This is a genomic window from Bradyrhizobium sp. 1 (genome assembly GCF_023073315.1).
Classification (GTDB): Bacteria; Pseudomonadota; Alphaproteobacteria; order Rhizobiales; family Xanthobacteraceae; genus Bradyrhizobium.
On record NZ_JADPJH010000010.1, the window covers coordinates 93,325 to 108,286 of the forward strand.

Consider the following 14,962-nt stretch of genomic DNA (forward strand, 5'->3'; position numbering starts at 1 on the left):
CCCACCCTACGGCACCGTTCGTACGGCTACACCACCGCCAGCTTGCGATCGATGACCAGCAGCACGCGCTCGAGCTCGTGGCCGCGGCGCAGGATCAGGCCGGTCGCCGAGATCACGCTGTACATGCCCTGCTTGCGCGCGAGCCGCGGATCCTTCTCGATGCGATAGATCGGCACTTCCGAGGCGCGGCGGAAGACCGAGAACACGGCGCGGTCCTTCAGGAAGTCGATGGCATAGTCGCGCCACTCGCCGTCGGCGACCATGCGGCCGTAGAGGTTGAGAATGCGGTGCAGCTCGAGCCGGTTGAACGTCACCCGGCTCAGTTGCGCCGTCGCAGCGGCGGGGTGCGCCGCCGCGCGCTGCCCGCTCGGATCGGCATCCTCCGACAGACTCATGGAACGCCTCCTGTCGCATGATCGCGTCCGCGAAAACCGTCCCCGGGGAAACGCGGATCATGACGTTTGCATGATTGCGCCAACCGCCCGCGACCGCAAGAGGTTCCCAACTCAACCTGCCGAAGGCAGGGCGCATCACCGCGCACGCAGGAGTAGAACTCTCTCGTGGAACTCTCTCGTGGAACCCTCTCGCGGCAAACCGTCACGGGATCGTTAGCAGGAATCATAGTATCGCCGCTTTTCTGCCAAGCGCCTGCCGCCCTGCATTGCGACAAGACATGCGTGCGTTGACCCGGTCCTTTCGGTTCCGGATTCCTCAGCCCCCAGCCCCCCGGGGCCGGACAGGATCGGGTCTGTACGCATGACAAGGAGGGCCAACGCAAGTTGGTCCTTTTTTGTTTGTGCCGGAATGTTTCCCGCCTCTCTCCGCCACGCCCTGTACTCTCTCCCCTCATCCTGAGGAGACGCGCGCAAAGGCGCGCTCCTCACCATGAGGAATTGGAGCGAGCGTGATGCTGGAGAGAAAATCGAATCAGTGCAGCGACGTGTAGGCAGCGCCGAGCATCGGGCCCGGCTTCTCGCGGCTACCGTCCTGGACATAAACCACTGCGCCGTCGACGCCGTCGCGCGTGAGGTTTTCCAGCGGCACCGTCCAGCTTTCAGGACGGCCGTTCCAGTCGCCGACCTTGAGCAGGTTGCGCACGACGTTGTGATAGGTGAGTTGCTGTCCGCGGTTTTCGCCACGGCCGACCGTGATCGGCACCGATTTCGTGATCGAGCAGATCCAGACCTCACCGTGCGAGATCGCAGGCTCCTTGCTTGCGGCCACCGAGACGTTGATCTGCTTGCCCGAAAGCGACATCGTCACCGGCACGCTCATCACGCCGGCGCTGTTGTCGGTCTTGCCGATCGCGTTCTCGATTCCGGTACGGTCGCTGCCGATGACATGCGCCGAGCCGTTGACCACGACTTGTGGCGTGTAGACCTCGCGGTCGCCGCGCATGCGCGAATAGGCGCGCTGCCGCGCCGAGAAGCGCGAATCCGCCAGCGTGTCCTTCCAGCCGAGATAATCCCAATAGTCGATCGGCATGCTCAGCGCGATGATCGAGGGATCGCTGGAGAGGTCGCCGATGACCTTGTCGGCGGGCGGGCAGGACGAGCAGCCCTGCGAGGTGAAGAGCTCGACCACGGCGCGGGGATCAGCTTCGGCGGGACGGATGACGGCGACGATCGCGCAGATGCCGAGTGCTCCCGACCAGAAGGTACCGGACCAGCGCGAAACCAAATGGGAAGGCATCATTCCAGTCATGTCGAACGTCACACCTCGCACGCGTGGGGGGAAATCCTATCGCCTGATGGTCACCGTAATCTTACGGGCATCGTACATTCAACCGTCCAGGGCGAGGTTTTCCGCCGGCCGGGCCCTTCCGAAGCGTGCCGAAACGCGCGAAGGCGGCCCTGTGATAGGCCGCCTTCGTTTAACCTTCTACTCACGTCGCGGTGAGCCACCGTTCACAAATTCGCGCTTAGGCCGCGAGCTTGCGCAGCACGTAGTGCAGAATACCGCCGTTCCGGTAGTACTCGAGCTCGTCCAGCGTATCGATGCGGCAAAGCAGCGAAACGCGCTGCAACGAACCGTCGCCGGAGACGATTTCCGCGGTCAGCTTCTGGCGCGGCTTGAGATCGCCGACGAGACCACGCAGCGTGACCTTCTCGTCGCCCTTCAGGCCGAGCGACGACCAGGAGGTGCCGTCCTCGAAGGTCAGCGGCAGCACGCCCATACCGACCAGGTTGGAGCGATGGATGCGCTCGAAGCTCTGGCAGATCACGGCGCGCACGCCGAGCAGACGCGTACCCTTCGCAGCCCAGTCGCGCGAGGAGCCGTTGCCGTATTCAGCGCCGGCGAACACCACCAGCGGCACCTGCTCCTGCTGGTACTTCATCGCGGCGTCGTAGATCGACATCTGCTCGCCGTCGGGCCAGTGTTTTGTCAGGCCGCCTTCGGGGATATTTCCATCCGCGCCCTTGAGCATGAAGTTCTTGATGCGGATGTTGGCGAAGGTGCCGCGCATCATCACTTCATGGTTGCCGCGGCGCGTGCCGTACTGGTTGAAGTCGGCGGGGCGCACCTGGTGCTCGCTGAGGTACTTGCCCGCGGGCGAGGTGAGCTTGATCGAACCGGCCGGCGAGATGTGGTCGGTGGTGATCTTGTCGCCGAACATGGCGAGGATGCGCGCCTCGACGATATCGGTGACCGGCTCCGGCTCCTTCTTCATGCCTTCGAAATAGGGCGGGTTCTGCACATAGGTCGAAGACATGTTCCAGCGATAGGTCTCGCTCTCGACCGTCTTGATCTTGCGCCAGTTGATGTCGCCCTTGAACACGTCGGCATACTTCTTCTTGAAGATCGCCGCGGTCACGAACTTCTTCATGAAGGCGTTGATCTCTTTCGTCGTCGGCCAAATGTCCTTGAGGTACACCGGCTTGCCGTCCTTGCCTTCGCCGAGCGGCTCGACGGCGAGGTTCTTGGTGACGCTCCCCGCGAGCGCATGGGCAACAACCAGCGGCGGCGAGGCCAGATAATTCGCCTGCACGTCGGGCGAGACGCGGCCTTCGAAGTTGCGGTTACCGGAGAGCACGGCAGCGGCGACGATGCCGTTGTCGTTGATCGACTTCGAGATCTCCTCCGGCAGCGGACCGGAATTGCCGATGCAGGTGGTGCAGCCGAAGCCGACCAGATTGAAGCCGACCTTGTCGAGATCGGCCTGGAGACCGGAATCAGCGAGATAGGCCGCGACCACCTGGCTACCCGGGGCAAGCGAGGTCTTCACCCACGGTTTTGCCTTCAGGCCCTTCGCGGCGGCGTTGCGCGCCAACAGACCCGCGCCGATCAGCACGCTCGGGTTCGAGGTGTTGGTGCAAGACGTAATTGCGGCGATGACGACGTCGCCATGGCCGATCTCGAAATTCTTGCCTTCGACGGCGAAGCGCTTGTTGGGCTCCTCGGTCTTCTTGTATTCGGTGCCGAGCGCGAGCGAAAAACCTTCGGCGACCGACGGGAGTGCGATGCGGCCTTCGGGACGCTTCGGGCCGGCCATCGACGGCACGACGTCGCCGAGGTCGAGCGTCAGCAATTCCGTGAACACCGGATCGGCCGACTTGGCGGTGCGGAACAGCCCTTGCGCCTTGGCATAGGCCTGCACCAGTGCGACGCGCGCCGGAGCGCGGCCGGAGGTCTTGAGATAATCGAGCGCAGCGGCATCGACCGGGAAGAAGCCGCAGGTCGCGCCATATTCGGGCGCCATGTTGGCGATGGTCGCCTTGTCGGCGACGGAGAGATTGTCGAGGCCGGGACCGAAGAACTCGACGAACTTGCCGACCACGCCGAGCTTGCGCAGCATCTGCGTGACTGTCAGCACGAGGTCGGTGGCGGTGACGCCTTCCTTCATTGCGCCCTTCAGCTTGAAGCCGACGACGGTCGGCAGCAACATCGACAGTGGCTGGCCGAGCATGCAGGCTTCCGCCTCGATGCCGCCGACGCCCCAGCCGAGCACGGCGAGGCCGTTGACCATGGTGGTGTGGGAATCGGTGCCGACGAGCGAGTCGGGATAGGCGACCTCGAAGGTGCCGGTCTTCTTGCCGACCGTCATCTTCTCCTTCTTGGTCCAGACCGTCTGCGAGAGATATTCGAGATTGACCTGGTGGCAGATGCCGGTGCCGGGCGGCACGACGGAGAAGTTCGAGAACGCCTTCTGGCCCCACTTCAGGAACTCGTAGCGCTCCTGATTCTGCTTGTATTCCTCGGTGACGTTCTTGCCGAAGGCCTTGTTGTCACCGAAGAAGTTCACGATCACGGAGTGGTCGATGACGAGATCGACCGGCACCAGCGGGTTGATCTTCTCGGCATCGCCGCCGAGCTTCTGCATCGCGTTGCGCATCGCGGCGAGATCGACCACCGCGGGAACGCCGGTGAAATCCTGCATCAGCACGCGGGCCGGGCGGAACGCGATCTCATGCTCCAGCGACTTCTTGCGCAGCCACTTCGAGAACGCGACGATGTCTTCCTTCTTGACCGTGCGGCCGTCCTCGTTGCGGAGGAGATTTTCGAGCAGCACCTTCATCGAATAGGGGAGTTTCGAAATTCCCTTCAGACCATTCTTCTCGGCCGTGGGCAGGCTGTAATACACGTAGGTCTTGGCGCCGACCTTGAGGGTCTTTTTGCATTTGAAGCTGTCGAGCGAGGTCATGCTAGGAAATCCCAATTGTTAGTTATACCCGGCAAGGGGTATTTTAACACCGTCAGCGAATCCGGCTGGGTCGCTTGCAGGGGCGGGTTGAGTGTGCTGCATCAAGTAGTTCCCGGCTTATAGAAGCTTTCTAACCGCGCCGCCACAGCCGCAATCGTACCGCAGCAATTCGCGAGCCAAAAATTCCCATGCGCTACCCCAAGTTTTCCTGAGGCCTGGCTTTGAGCGGGTTGAACCAAGGCAAGATGCAGCTGTCCGGACGCGGGGTCGTTTGCGTGCGGGGTGGGCGCGAGGTGTTTTCCGGGCTCGATTTCGAGGCGGTCTCAGGCGAGGCCGTGGCGGTCGTCGGCCGCAACGGCTCGGGCAAGACCTCGCTGCTGCGGCTGATCGCAGGCCTGCTCATTCCGGCTGGCGGGACAATCGCGCTCGATGGAGGCGATGGCGAGCTGACGTTGCCGGAGCAGTGCCACTATCTCGGCCATCGCGATGCCCTGAAGCCGGCGCTGAGTGTGGCTGAAAATCTGTCATTCTGGGCTGATTTTCTGGGCGGCGAGCGCAGTGATACCGCCGAGAGCCTCGCCACCGTCGGGCTCGACCACGCCACCGATCTGCCCGCGGGCTTCCTGTCGGCCGGCCAACGCCGCCGGCTCTCGCTGGCCCGCCTGCTGACCGTCCGCCGCCCGGTCTGGCTGCTGGACGAGCCGACCAATGCGCTGGATGTCGCCGGCCAGGACATGTTTGGCGGCCTGATGCGCGAGCATCTCAGCCGAGGGGGGATGATCGTGGCGGCGACCCACGCGCCGCTGGGAATCGATTCGCGGGAGCTGCGGATCGGGGGAATGGCATGATTCCGATGGACCCTCAGCTTTCCAAGCGGCAAAGCGCCGCTCTCTCCGTTCCCTCCCCCCTTGTGGGCCAGGGAGGGGGGTACCGCGGGCGACACTCTTTCGGATCAAGCGCTGGGGAAATAGGCGCTCTGTTGCTGGCGACCCGCACCCGACAATCATCCGTCCCGGGGCTACCCCCCTCCCCTGCCCTCCCCCACAAGGGGGGAGGGAGCACAGTTCGCCCGGGGCTAGTCGCAGGCGCAGACGCGTATTCCTTGGAAAGGGCCCACCCATGACCGCCCTGTCCGCCCTCATCCGCCGGGACATCCGGATCGCCCTTCGCGTCGGCGGCGGGGCGCTGATTGGCGTGCTGTTCTTCCTGACCGTCGTTGTCCTGATGCCCTTCGCCGTGGGGCCGGATCTGGCGCTGCTGTCGCGGCTGGGGCCCGCGATCCTGTGGCTTGGCGCGCTGCTGGCGAGCCTGCTCACGCTGGACCGGCTGTTCATGGCCGACCATGAGGACGGCTCGCTCGACCTGATCACGATGAGCCGGACGCCACTGGAACTCGCCTGCGCGGCCAAGGCACTGGCGCACTGGCTGGCCGCCGGCCTGCCACTGATTGTCGCAACCCCGGTGCTGGGCCTGCTGCTCAACCTCGACATGGTCTCAACCGGCGCGGTGGCGCTGACGCTTTTGGCCGGCACCCCCGCGCTGACGTTTACCGGCATGATCGGCGCGGCGCTGGCGGTCACGCTGCACCGGGGCGGGCTGTTAATGGCGGTGCTGGTGCTGCCGCTGTCGATTCCGGTGCTGATTTTCGGCGTCGCCGCCTCGCAGGCCGTGATCGTCGGACCCATGAATTTCGGCGCGCCGTTCTCGATCCTGTGCGCGCTGTCGCTGGTCAGCCTCGTGGTCGGCCCTTTCGCCGCGGCGGCGAGCCTGAAGCACGGGCTCGACTGAGATGGGTTCGACTCGCCTTGACCCCGATCAACTTTCGCTGCGCGCTTTTATGCTGATTGCGTGAGCAGCCCACGGTGATTATCAGAATACCATGACGCTGATCGACCTCGCCAATCCGACCCGGTTCCTCGCGCTGAGTGCGCGGGTGCTGCCGTGGCTTGCGGCTGCGACTGTCATCGTGCTCACGATCGGCCTCTACCAATCGGCCACCGCGCCCGACGACTATCAGCAGGGCGCGACCGTCAAAATCATGTTCATCCACGTGCCCAACGCCTGGCTGTCGATGTTCGTCTGGGGCGTGATGAGCATCGCCTCATTGGGCACGCTGGTGTGGCGCCATCCGCTCGCCGACGTCGCCGCGAAAGCGGCTGCTCCGATCGGCGCCGCGTTCACCTTCCTCGCGCTGCTGACGGGCTCGCTGTGGGGCCGGCCGATGTGGGGCACCTATTGGGAATGGGACGCGCGGCTGACTTCGGTGCTGATCCTGTTCCTGATGTATCTCGGCTTGATGGCGCTGTGGCGCGCGGTCGACGATCCCTCGCGCGCGGCGCGCGCCGCCGCAGTGCTGACGCTGGTCGGCGCGATCAATTTGCCGATCATCAAATTCTCGGTCGATTGGTGGAACACGCTGCACCAGCCGGCCTCGGTGATGCGCATGGGCGGCTCGACCCTCGACAAATCGTTCCTGATTCCGCTGCTGGTGATGGCGGTCGCATTCACGCTGCTGTTCGTTACGCTGCACATCGCGGCGATGCGCAACGAGATTTTGCGCCGGCGCGTGCGGTCCCTGCAAATGATGCAGGCGAGCCAGAAAGCCGCATGACGATGTCGCTCGGTCCCTACGCGTCCTTCATCGTGACGTCCTACGCGGCCGCGGCGCTCGTGGTCGTGATCCTGATCGGCTGGATCGTGCTCGACTATCGCAGCCAGACGCAGCGCCTGCGCGAGCTCGACCGCAGCGGCGTCACCCGCCGCTCTAGCCGAAGTGCTGTGGACACACCATGAGCGATCAATCGACCTCCGCATCGCCGCAACGCCGCACCTTCCTGATGGTGCTGCCGCTGCTCGCCTTCATTGCGCTGGCGCTGTTGTTCTGGTTCCGGCTCGGCAGCGGCGATCCCTCGCGGATTCCCTCCGCGTTGATCGGTCGGCCCGTGCCGCAGACGACACTGCCGCCGCTCGAGGGATTGCAGGCTGACAATGCGCAGGTGCCGGGGCTCGATCCGGCCGCGTTCAAGGGCAAGGTCAGCCTGGTCAATGTCTGGGCGTCCTGGTGCGTGCCGTGCCACGACGAGGCGCCACTGCTGACGGAGCTCGCCAAGGATAAACGCTTTGAGATGGTCGGCATCAACTACAAGGATGCGCCCGACAATGCGCGGCGCTTCCTGGGGCGCTACGGCAACCCGTTCGACCGTGTCGGCGTCGACGCCAACGGCCGCGCCTCGATCGAATGGGGCGTCTATGGCGTGCCGGAGACGTTTGTCGTCGGCCCCGAGGGCACCATCGTCTACAAGCTGGTCGGGCCGATCACGCCGGAGATCTATCGGACGGTGTTGCTGCCGCAGATGGCGAAGGCGTTGAAGCCGGGGAGCTAGCTCCGCTCTCGTGCCCCGGACGCTGCGCAGCGCGTAAGCGGTGCGCTGCAGAGCCGGGGCCCATGTCACAGCGCAACGGGTTGCCTCCCGGGTCCCGGCTCTGCGCAGCAGCGTTTCACGCCGCAGCGCGTCCGGGACACGAGACCGTCACCCCTTCCGCACATCCCCCGCCTCGGCCTCGCTCGCTTCCAGCGACGCCGGCTCGATCCCATAGCGCTTGGTCAGCGGCATCTGGGCAATCGCAAAGATCATCGTGATCGGCGTCACGCCGAACACCTTGAAGTTCACCCAGAAATCGGTGCTCTGGGTACGCCAGACGATCTCGTTCAGCACCGCCATGCCGGCGAAGAACAACGCCCAGCGCAGGGTGAGGATGCGCCAGCCCTGCGGCGTCAGATTGAACATCTGGTCGAACATCACAGCGATGAAGGAGCGGCCGAACAACAGGCCCCCGCCGAGGATCGCGGCGAACAGACCGTAGATGATGGTCGGCTTGAGCTTGATGAAGGTCTCGTCGTGCAGCACCAGCGTCAGCGTGCCAAACACCAGCACGATCACACCTGTCACGATCGCCATGATCGGGATATGGCGCGTCACCACGTACGAGACGATCATCGCCGCCACGATCGCGACCATGAAGGCGCCGGTTGCGGCGAACAGATTGAACTTCGCGTTCACGAAGAAAAACACGAGCAGCGGACCGAGCTCGGTCGCGAGCTTGAACAACGGATGCGGCTGGGTCTTGTCCATACTCAACTTTCGATTCCGGCAATGGCGCGAGCGAAATCGCGCGCGGTGAACGGCGCGAGATCGTCGACGCCTTCGCCGACGCCGATGAAATGCACCGGCAGTTTGAATTTCTCCGCGAGCGCCACCAGGATGCCGCCGCGCGCGGTGCCGTCGAGCTTGGTCATCACGAGGCCGGTGACACCCGCCGTGCGATGGAAGGCCTCGACCTGCGACAACGCGTTCTGGCCCACGGTCGCATCGAGCACAAGCAGCACCGCATGCGGCGCAGTCGCGTCCACCTTGCGGATCACGCGGACGACCTTTTCGAGCTCGTTCATCAGCTCGGCCTTGTTCTGCAGGCGGCCGGCGGTGTCGATCAGGAGCACGTCGACGGACTGCTCCTTCGCGGCCGTCAGCGCGTTGAAGGCGAGGCTCGCCGAATCCGAGCCTTGCGCACCCGCGATGACCGGGGTCTTCGTGCGCTCGCCCCAGACCTTGAGCTGCTCAATGGCTGCGGCGCGAAACGTGTCGCCGGCGGCGAGCATCACCTTGCGGCCTTCGGAGGCAAATTTTTGCGAGAGTTTTCCGATGGTGGTGGTCTTGCCGGAGCCGTTGACGCCGACCACGAGGATGACGAACGGCTTCTTCCCGGCGTCGATCTCGAGCGGCTTTGCCACCGGCGACAGCACCTTCTCGACCTCGGTCGCGACGACGTCTTTCACCTCGTCCGCCGAGATCGCCTTGTCGTAGCGCCCGGTGCCGACGGCATCCGCAATCCGCACCGCGACGGAGGTGCCGAGGTCGGCGCGCAGCAGCACGTCCTCGATATCGTCGAGCATGGCCCGATCGAGCTTGCGCTTGGTGACGAGGTCGGCGACCGCGGTCCCGAGCGAGGACGAGGTGCGCTTCAGCCCGTCGGACAGGCGGCGCCACCAGCTCAGCTTGGGGGGATCTGACGTGGTATCGTTCATGATGGCGGTGTGTTAGCCGTTCCGGCCCGTAAACGAAAGTCTTGACCGAAAGTCCTGCAATTGCTCGATGTTCCCGCATTGACCGCCGACGAGATCATGGCCCGCGTGCTCCATCGCGACGGGCTGATGCTGATCATCGACAAGCCGTCGGGCCTGCCGGTGCATCGCGGTCCCAAGGGCGGCGCCAATCTGGAGGATTCCTTCGGCGCGCTGTGTTTCGGCCTGCCGCGGCCGCCGGTGCTGGCCCACCGGCTGGACAAGGACACCTCAGGTTGCCTCATCCTCGGCCGCCATCGCAAGGCCACGGCCTCGCTCGGCCTGCTGTTCAAGCACGGCAAGATCGGCAAGACCTACTGGACCGTGGTCGAAGGCGGCCCCACCGAGGACGAAGGCACCATCGACATGCCCCTCGGCCGGCTCAATGCCGAACGCGGCTGGTGGCAGAAGCCAGACCCGGAGGGCCAGAAGGCCGTCACCAACTGGAAGGTGATGGGCCGGGGTGATGGCGTGACCTGGCTCGCCATGGAACCGGTGACCGGGCGGACCCATCAATTGCGGGTGCATTCCTCCGCGACCGGCTGGCCGATCTTCGGCGATAACATTTACGGCAACGGCCCGCGCTTCGGCGAGCCGAAGCTGCACCTGCATTCCCGGGAGATCGTGGTGCCGATCTCCCGGAACAAGGAGCCGATCCGCGTGGTCGCGCCGGCCCCGCCCCACATGCACGAAAAACTCCGCGCCTGCGGTTGGAATGGGGAATAGCCCTGTCCGTCCCTCATGGTGAGGAGCGCGAAGCGCGTCTCGAACCATGAAGGCCCGGATATCGCGGCCATTCTTCGAGACGCCCGCTTCGCGGGCTCCTCAGGATCAGGAGAAGCGAGGCTTGGTTTACGAAACGTTCAGGGCTCGTCTCTAATGATAGCAGTTGCTTAGAACAAGCTTCCGCAATCCGCTCAGGACGAGCAACGCGTCATGTCCACGGCCGAGCTATCCATCATCGACGAAGTCGAATCCGCCATTCGACATGGCTCGGCGGAAAAGGGCCTCGAAACCGCCCGGCGCGTCACCGACCTCTTCCTGTCCTCCGCCGGAAGTTTTGACGACGAGCAGATCGCGCTGTTCGACGACGTGCTCGAGCGCCTGATCGGCACCATCGAGCTGCGCGCCATAGCCGACATGGGTGCGCGCGTCGCGCTGGCCGAGATCAGCGCGCAGCTCGCGCCGGTCGCGCAGGCACCGCCCTCCGTCATCCGCCGCCTCGCCAACAATGACGAGATCCGCATCGCCGGTCCCGTACTGCAGGAATCCGCCCGCCTCGACGATGGCGAGCTGGTGAAGATCGCATTGTCCAAGGGCGAGCCACATCTGCTCGCAGTCGCCGGCCGCTGGTGGCTGAAGGAGATCGTCACCGACGCGCTGCTGGCACGGCGCTATCCCAGCGTCAGCCGGCGGCTTGCCGCCAATCCCGGCGCGCGCGTGTCCGGAAATGGATTCGCCGTCATCGTCGGGCAGGCCGAAAGCGACCCAGAGCTTGCCGTCAGCGTCGGCGTCCGCGTCGACCTGCCATCAGACCTGCGCCGCCAATTGCTGCGCTCGGCGACGGATGCGGTTCGTACGCGATTGCTGTCGCGCGCGCCACCCGATCTATTCGACGAAATCCAGAGCTCCATCGCCGCCGTCACCGTCGGCGTCGAGCGCGAGATGTCGGGTGTCCGCGATTTCGAGGGCGCCAAGCGGGCGATTGCGAATCTCAAGGCGGTCGGCCAGCTCAGCGAAGCCACGCTGTTCGGCTTTGCCCGGCAGCGGCGCTACGAAGAGGCCGTCGCGGCACTGGCGGCGCTGTCCGGATCGACCGTCGAGGTGATTCGTCCGCTGATGCAGAGCCTGCGCGAGGACGGCCTGCTGGTGCCGTGCAAGGCGGCGCAGCTCAGCTGGGAAACCGCCGCCGCCGTGCTCGAAAGCCGTTTTGCGACGGGGGCGATGAAGCCGGCGGATCTCGCGAGGGCGCAGGGGCATTACGCAAGGATGACACCGGAGAATGCGCGGCGGACGCTGCGGTTCTGGCAGGTGCGGGCGTTGTAACTCTTCCCCTCTCCCCTTGCGGGAGAAGGGAAGAGAGCACCTGTTACGCGGTCAGCCGCTCGCCATCACTGCCAGCAATCATCAACGGCACGACACTCCCCACACGCTCGCCGCCAATCGCGACCGACAGATAGTGTTCCGTGCGTCCCTGGCCTTCACTCTCGATCAGCACATCGCGCGTCGCGCCGATCTCGGTGTTCAGCCGCCGCTGCAAGGCCGCTTCGCCGACGGCACGCAGCCGCTTCGCGCGTTCCTTGATCGCACCGCCCGCCACCTGCGGCATCCGCGCGGCCGGCGTGCCGGGGCGCGGCGAATAGGGAAAGACGTGCAGGAACGTGAGCCCGCATTCCTCGACCAGATCGAGCGAGCGCGAAAACATCTCGTCCGTCTCGGTCGGGAAGCCGGCGATGATATCCGCGCCGAAGGCGATGTCCGGGCGCAAGCGACGGACCTGGTCGCAGAACGCGATCGCATCGCCGCGCGAATGCCGCCGCTTCATGCGCTTCAAAATCATGTCGTCGCCGGATTGCAGCGACAGATGCAGATGCGGCATCAGCCGGGCATCGTCGGCGATGGCGTCGAGCAGATCGCTGTCCGCCTCGATCGAATCGATCGAGGAGATGCGCAGGCGTTTTAGCTCCGGCACGTGGCGCAAAATCTGTTTCGTCAGCATGCCGAGCTTTGGCGCCCCCGGCAGGTCGGCGCCATAACTGGTGAGGTCGACGCCGGTCAGCACGATCTCGGCATGGCCGCGCTCGGCCAGCGTCCGCACCTGCTCGACCACCGCCCCCATCGGCACCGAGCGTGAATTGCCACGGCCATAGGGGATGATGCAGAAGGTGCAGCGATGGTCGCAGCCGTTCTGCACCTGCACGAACACGCGCGGCAGGCCGCCGGCAAAACCGTCGATCAGATGCGGCGCCATCTCCTTGACCGCCATGATGTCGCTGACGGCGATCTTTTCGCTGGCGCCAAGGTCGAAAGCGCTGCGCGTCTCCTGCCACGCCGAGGCGCGCATCTTGTCGTCATTGCCGATGACGCGATCGACCTCGGCCATCTCGGCGAACATCGCGCTTTGCGTCTGTGCCGCGCAGCCGGTGACGACAATGCGGGCTTCCGGCCGCTCGCGCTTCAATTTGCGGATCGACTGGCGCGCCTGCGCCACCGCCTCGTTGGTGACGGCGCAGCTGTTGATGACGATGGTGTCGGACAGGCCCGCGCCCTCCGCCTTGCGGCGGATCACCTCGGCCTCGAACGCGTTGAGGCGGCAGCCGAAGGTGACGATGTCGACAGACATTACCCGACCGGCGCGAACAGCGCCGGATCGAAATTGCCTTCGTATTCGAAGGTCGCGGTGCCCGTCATCAGCACATGGTCGTCGCGCTCGCGCCATTCGATGCCAAGCTTGCCGCCCGGCAGCGTGATCTCGACCTTGCGTTCGGCGCGCTTCAAGCGTGCAGCCGCAACCGCTGTCGCACAGGCCGCCGAGCCGCAGGCCCGGGTCAGACCCGCGCCGCGTTCCCAGGTGCGCATCGTGATGTGCTCGCGATCGACGATATGGGCGAGCGTGATGTTGGCCCGATCGGGGAAGATCGGATGATTTTCGAGCAGCGGACCGAAGCGACCGAGATCGTAGGCGTTGACATCGTCGACCCAGAACACCGCATGCGGATTGCCCATGCTCACTGCCGAGGGCGAATGCAGGATCGGATTATCGATCGGCCCGATCTGCAATTCGATGTAGCGGGTGTCGCGAAACTCCTCCGCCAGCGGGATATCCTGCCAGCCGAATTTTGGCGCGCCCATGTCGACGGTGTAGAGATCGGGCGCAGGGCCCTGCCAGGCATTGAGCAAGCCGGCCGCGGTCTCGAACGTCGCATTGGTCTGGCCGGTCTTCTCAAAAATGCGGCGAACCACGCAACGCATGCCGTTGCCGCAGGCGCCGGCCTCCGAACCGTCATTGTTGTAGATGCTGATGAAGGCTTCGGTGCCGTCGAACCGCGGCTTCTGGAGCACCATCAGCTGGTCGTAGGGCACGCCGCCCTGTGCCGACGCCACGGCACGGGCATCGGCCGGCGTCACCGGCGCAGCGGAATCGCGCATGTCGACAACGACGATCTCGTTGCCGATGCCGTTCATCTTGGCAAATGCGTGGTTGGCCAGCGCGCTCATGAAAATTCCCGAATTTCGCCTGCCTTATATGGCGATCCTTGCCGGCTTGGCCAGTGATTTGCCGCCGATGGCCAAGACGCTGCCAAGACGCCGCCATGACGCATCTGTCATGGGACGAATTCGGCGCTCGCGTGTTAGAACGGCGCAGTTCGCGCGAACCGGGATGCGCGGTCGGGTTAAGGCCTTGGTGGGCAAGGTCTGGGGAGAATAAAATGAATAGTTTCCGTCGTCTCGCTCTGGCCGCGCTGATCCCGGCAGCGGCCTTGTCGCTTGGACTGTCCGGCGTTCTGGCGCAGACCCCGAGCCCGGCACCGGCTGCGTCCGCCAGTCCCTCGCCGGCTCCCTCGGCTTCGCCTGCCCCGGCGGCAAGTGCCTCGCCAGCCCCCGTGGCAACCCCCTCGCCTGCAGCGAGCGCCTCGCCCGCGCCTGCAGCGTCGCCCTCACCCGCGGCCAGCGCCTCGCCCAGCCCGACGGCCCCGCCGCCCGCCGCGGCCGCAACCCCGGCCCCGGTGCAGACCGCCGATCCCTTTGGCCAGGAGACCACGCTCGAGTCGAAGAAGGTCGTGATGGTCAAGGGCACCGCCAATTGGGATTCAGCCTTCGACACGCTGGTCGACGCCTTCAAGGCGCTGAACACGCTGCTGGACAAGCAGGGCATCAAGCACGCCGGCAATTCGATGATCGTCTACACCTCGACCGACGACACCGGCTTCACCTTCCTCGCCGAGATCCCGGTCGACCAGGACCCGCAGAAGCTGCCCAAGGACATGAGCATCGGCAAATCGCCGGAGGGCAAGGCGCTGAAATTCGTCCATCGCGGCTCCTACGACAACATGGACAACACCTATGAGGCGATCACCAATCACCTCGACGACAAGCGACTGGAAGCCAAGGACACTTTTATCGAGGAGTACCTCACCGATCCGCTCAAGACGGCTGAGGACAAGCTCGTGATCAATGTTTTCGTGCCGCTGAAGTGAGAC

Annotated in this window: 15 protein-coding genes; 8 read left to right on the forward strand and 7 right to left on the reverse strand. The window is 64.8% G+C overall.

What is annotated here, in order from left to right; all coding sequences use genetic code 11:
* Positions 1–26: 26 nt before the first annotated feature.
* The 3 genes from IVB29_RS03025 to acnA form a co-directional block, all read right to left on the reverse strand.
* Positions 27–395 carry a DUF2794 domain-containing protein gene (locus IVB29_RS03025; RefSeq protein WP_247501915.1) on the reverse strand — a complete coding sequence of 123 codons (369 nt, stop codon included), beginning with the start codon at positions 393–395 and terminating at the stop codon, positions 27–29.
* Between the two features lie 532 nt (positions 396–927).
* Complete coding sequence (locus IVB29_RS03030) at positions 928–1,704, reverse strand: DUF1223 domain-containing protein (protein WP_247501916.1); 777 nt, start codon at positions 1,702–1,704, stop codon at positions 928–930.
* Positions 1,705–1,921: 217 nt separating this feature from the next.
* Complete coding sequence (acnA, locus tag IVB29_RS03035) at positions 1,922–4,642, reverse strand: aconitate hydratase AcnA (protein WP_247501917.1); 2,721 nt, start codon at positions 4,640–4,642, stop codon at positions 1,922–1,924.
* A gap of 245 nt (positions 4,643–4,887) precedes the next feature.
* On the opposite strand from acnA, the gene ccmA reads away from it, so the two are divergent.
* The 5 genes from ccmA to IVB29_RS03060 all read left to right on the forward strand — a co-directional run bounded on the left by ccmA (position 4,888) and on the right by IVB29_RS03060 (position 8,025).
* Complete coding sequence (gene ccmA / locus IVB29_RS03040) at positions 4,888–5,490, forward strand: heme ABC exporter ATP-binding protein CcmA (RefSeq protein ID WP_247502339.1); 603 nt, start codon at positions 4,888–4,890, stop codon at positions 5,488–5,490.
* Between the two features lie 271 nt (positions 5,491–5,761).
* The gene (gene ccmB, locus IVB29_RS03045; RefSeq protein WP_247501918.1) at positions 5,762–6,430 is read left to right on the forward strand and encodes a heme exporter protein CcmB; all 669 of its coding nucleotides are present in this window, start codon (positions 5,762–5,764) and stop codon (positions 6,428–6,430) included.
* 91 nt (positions 6,431–6,521) lie between these two features.
* Positions 6,522–7,253, forward strand: coding sequence for a heme ABC transporter permease (locus tag IVB29_RS03050; protein WP_247501919.1), 732 nt, complete (start codon positions 6,522–6,524; stop codon positions 7,251–7,253).
* On the forward strand, positions 7,250–7,435 hold the full coding sequence (ccmD, locus tag IVB29_RS03055) for a heme exporter protein CcmD (RefSeq protein ID WP_247501920.1): 186 nt from the start codon (positions 7,250–7,252) through the stop codon (positions 7,433–7,435). The genes IVB29_RS03050 and ccmD overlap by 4 nt, the downstream gene beginning before the upstream one ends.
* Positions 7,432–8,025, forward strand: coding sequence for a DsbE family thiol:disulfide interchange protein (locus IVB29_RS03060; RefSeq protein WP_247501921.1), 594 nt, complete (start codon positions 7,432–7,434; stop codon positions 8,023–8,025). Before ccmD ends, IVB29_RS03060 begins: the two co-directional genes overlap by 4 nt.
* Positions 8,026–8,172: 147 nt before the next feature.
* Here IVB29_RS03060 and IVB29_RS03065 read toward each other — a convergent pair whose 3' ends face one another.
* Both IVB29_RS03065 and ftsY read right to left on the reverse strand, forming a co-directional pair.
* Positions 8,173–8,775 (reverse strand): septation protein A, encoded by a 603-nt coding sequence (locus IVB29_RS03065; protein WP_247501922.1) that lies wholly within the window; start codon positions 8,773–8,775, stop codon positions 8,173–8,175.
* Between the two features lie 2 nt (positions 8,776–8,777).
* Entirely contained in the window at positions 8,778–9,725 is a 948-nt protein-coding gene (gene ftsY, locus IVB29_RS03070) for a signal recognition particle-docking protein FtsY (protein WP_247501923.1), read from the reverse strand.
* Between the two features lie 60 nt (positions 9,726–9,785).
* On the opposite strand from ftsY, the gene IVB29_RS03075 reads away from it, so the two are divergent.
* Both IVB29_RS03075 and IVB29_RS03080 read left to right on the forward strand, forming a co-directional pair.
* Positions 9,786–10,487, forward strand: a complete 702-nt coding sequence (locus tag IVB29_RS03075; RefSeq protein ID WP_247501924.1) for an RNA pseudouridine synthase — start codon at positions 9,786–9,788, stop codon at positions 10,485–10,487.
* 210 nt (positions 10,488–10,697) lie between these two features.
* Positions 10,698–11,807: a DUF2336 domain-containing protein gene (locus tag IVB29_RS03080; protein WP_247501925.1), complete on the forward strand. Its 1,110-nt coding sequence runs from the start codon at positions 10,698–10,700 to the stop codon at positions 11,805–11,807.
* A 43-nt stretch (positions 11,808–11,850) separates the two neighbouring features.
* Here the strand turns inward: IVB29_RS03080 and mtaB are convergent, their stop codons facing one another.
* Positions 11,851–13,104 carry a tRNA (N(6)-L-threonylcarbamoyladenosine(37)-C(2))-methylthiotransferase MtaB gene (mtaB, locus tag IVB29_RS03085; protein WP_247501926.1) on the reverse strand — a complete coding sequence of 418 codons (1,254 nt, stop codon included), beginning with the start codon at positions 13,102–13,104 and terminating at the stop codon, positions 11,851–11,853.
* A complete protein-coding gene (gene dapF, locus IVB29_RS03090; RefSeq protein ID WP_247501927.1) occupies positions 13,104–13,979 on the reverse strand; it encodes a diaminopimelate epimerase in 876 nt (291 codons plus the stop codon). The genes mtaB and dapF overlap by 1 nt, the downstream gene beginning before the upstream one ends.
* A 212-nt stretch (positions 13,980–14,191) precedes the next feature.
* On the opposite strand from dapF, the gene IVB29_RS03095 reads away from it, so the two are divergent.
* Positions 14,192–14,959 (forward strand): GyrI-like domain-containing protein, encoded by a 768-nt coding sequence (locus IVB29_RS03095; RefSeq protein WP_247501928.1) that lies wholly within the window; start codon positions 14,192–14,194, stop codon positions 14,957–14,959.
* Positions 14,960–14,962 lie beyond the last annotated feature (3 nt).